Raw genomic sequence first — 3022 nt, forward strand, 5'->3', positions numbered from 1 at the left:
GGTCCCCTCGTCGCAGGGCGCCCGGCCGACGCCGGCCTCGTCGCCGACCGCGACGACGGCCCCATCGGCGGCCCCGTCGGGCACGCAGCCGCGGGAGGTCGCCTATGCCAGTGCGGAGCTCGGATTCCAGGGCCGGTGGATCGTGCTCGACGGTGCGGAGGAGTTCAACCGCCGGGTCGACGGCTTCGTCCGCGCGCAGATCGAGGCCGACCATCCGGGCTTCGCCGCACGGCTCCCGGACGCCGGGGGGATCGCCGCGGGGGAGCTGGCCGAGCCCGCGCTGCGCATCGACGGCACCGTCGTCCAGGACCGGGGGACCGTCCTGGGCGTGCGCCTGAGCGCGCGGCGCGAGGACGATGTCGCCTGGCGGACTGTGTTCGCGAACACCCGCGGCGGGGCCTGGGGCGGGCGAGACCTGCTGACCGAGGAGGCGCGGGACGCGCTGACCGAGCGCGTCGGCGCCGCGGCGCTGGACGGCCTCTCGTTCGACCGGGACGGCGGGATCGTGTTCGGCGAGGGATCTGTCGCGGGTCTGCCGGCGGACGAGGCGCGGGCGATGCTCACGGACGCCGGGCGGGAGGTCCAGGCCGCGGCCCAGGGGACCGCGCCGTTCGCCGGTCCCGAGGACGGCGCGGCCCCGCACGTGCCCTGCACGCTGATCGCGTGCGTCGCGCTGACCTACGACGACGGGCCGGATCCCGTCACGACGCCGCAGCTGCTCGATCTCCTCGACGCGGCCCGGGTCCCGGCGACGTTCTTCGTCGAGGGGCGCGACGCCGCCGCCCACCCGGGGATCGTGCGCCGCGCGGCCGCGGCCGGTCACGCGATCGAGAACCACACGTGGGATCACGCCGACCTCGCGCTGATCCCCGCCGAGGCGGTCCGCGAGCAGCTCGCGGCGACGGACGAGGCGGTGGTCGCGGCCGGGGTCCCGGCGCCGACGTCGGTGCGCGCCCCCTACGGCTCCGAGGGCGGAGCCGCGCGGGAGGCCGCGGGCAAACCGCTGATCTTCTGGAGCGTCGACAGCTTCGACTGGGAGAGCCTGGATCCGGCCGTGTTCGTGCCGCGCGTGTTGGACCGGATCGAGCCCGGGGGCGTCGTGCTCATGCACGACGTGCATCCGTCCACGATCGCCGGACAGCAGGAGCTCATCGACACGCTCCGGGAGCGCGGCTACACGTTCGTCACGGTCCCTCAGCTGTTCGCCGGCATCGACCTGGTCGCGGGCGAGGAGTACGCGTGCCTCGGCGAGGGGACCGGGGACACCGGGCGCAGCTGCGTGATGCCCTGACGCGTCGGGGCCTCAGCCGAGGCCGCAGGCGGTGATGCGGAACAGGCGTCGCTCGCCGTCGGCGAGGACCTCCTCGAATCCGGGGCCGCCGGTCACCGTCCCGATCCCCGGGTAGCGTTCCGCCTCCGGGAACCCGCCGACGACCCGGCCGAGCTGGATCACCCACCGCACGCCGGTGCGCTCCAGGGCGGCGCACACGTCCGGGCGGGAGGGGGCGTGGACGAGGTCCGCCATGAGCAGCAGGTCGTCCTCGGAGTAGGTGTAGTTGAGGTGCGGGATGAGCACGGGGACGCCGGCGAACGCGTAGAGCTCGGCGCTGCCGTCATAGGGGTTGTTCGCGACGATCTGGCCGTCGGGGACGACGCCGGCGACGCGCTGCATGAACGCGATCTCCCCGGGGCCGACGAGGTCCGCGTCCTCGGTCAGCACGTACGCGTTCCGCGTCATGCCCACCTCGTGGTCGATCACCCGGACCTGCGTGAGCGGGATCAGCGCGACGACCGCCAGGACGGTCACGGCGGGCGCGAGCGCGGGCAAGGGCGCACCGCGGAGGCGGCCGATGGCCGCGGTGGCGGCGGAGACGATCGCGGCGGCGCCGAGGGCGGCCAGCGGCACCGCCGGGATCGCGAGAAGACCCGCGATCCGGAACCAGTCCTCGTACCAGGGGCCGGTCACCGCCGTGCGGAACGCCGAGCGCGGAAACCCCGTCACGACGACGTACAGGAACCCGGCGACGGCGTAGGACAGCGCCAGCCAGAGCAGGTCGCGCCGGCGCACGGCGATGACGACGACGGCCACCGCGATGCAGCCCGCGGCGGCGACGGCCACCGGACCGCCGACCGGAGCGGAAGCCAGGAATCCGAGGACGGCCTTGCCGAGCGTGTGCGGCGTCTCCCATCCCGGGAACCCGTTGCGCGGCCGGGTGACGATCCACACGCCGACCACGGCGATCACCGTCCCCGCCGCTGCGAGGACCGGGAGCAGCGGTCCGCGTCCGGCGGCGCGACGGATCCGCGCCCAGCGGACGATCGCGGCACCGACGGCCGGGACCGAGAGTCCGATCACGGCGACGGCGACGCTGGGATGGCAGAACGCCAGTCCGGCCGCGGCGAGCACACCGAGCAGGAGCGCGCCGAGCCAGGAGGACCGGTCGGCGCGGGCGAGGCGGAGAGCGGACAGCACGAGGGCGAGCACCCCGGGGGCCAGCGCGACGCCGCAGAAGTACGGCAGCACGGTGCCCCACTCCAGCAGCCGCAGCGGGAAGACCGTGAAGGCGGCGGCGAACACGCCCGCGAAGAGGAGAACGCGGGGGCGCGGTCCTGCGATCGCCCGGGTGAGCGCGAGCACGCCGACGGACCAGACGACCGCGGCGAGGGCGACGTTGGCGGCACTGATCGCGAGCGGGATCTGCCAGGGGCCCGCCGGCAGGGTCTGTGCGACGAGGGCGACCAGATCGTGCCACCCCGCGGGGTAGAACGCCAGCACGCCGTCGGCGTGGCCCATGAGCACGCCCATGGTCAGCGACGAGCCGTCGCCGGTGTCGAGCGTGCGCCGCACGCCGTTGAGGTGGAAGACGATGTCGAAGCGCTGCGAGAAGTTCCGAGGGCCGATCAGCGCCTCGGTCACCCGCCAGGTCAGCAGACCGACGGCGATCACGAGCGCGCCGCCGAACGCGAGGCGGCCGAGCCCGGTCCGGGCGCTCGCCGCGGAGGCATGGCCGTCCGCCGGGCC

2 protein-coding genes are annotated in these 3022 nt (G+C 75.1%); one reads left to right on the plus strand and one right to left on the minus strand.

Annotation, left to right across the window (positions count from 1 at the left end):
- Nucleotides 1-1291: polysaccharide deacetylase family protein (locus MR1_RS20465; RefSeq protein WP_067250760.1), on the plus strand; the 1291-nt coding region annotated here is incomplete at its 5' end.
- A 12-nt stretch (nucleotides 1292-1303) separates the two neighbouring features.
- On the opposite strand, the gene MR1_RS20320 is transcribed toward MR1_RS20465, so the two are convergent.
- Nucleotides 1304-3022, minus strand: a 1719-nt coding sequence (locus MR1_RS20320) for a DUF6541 family protein (RefSeq protein WP_067250763.1), incomplete at its 5' end; no start/stop codon positions are given.

This window comes from Microbacterium resistens NBRC 103078, from assembly GCF_001552355.1.
GTDB classification, from domain to species: Bacteria; Actinomycetota; Actinomycetes; order Actinomycetales; family Microbacteriaceae; genus Microbacterium; species Microbacterium resistens.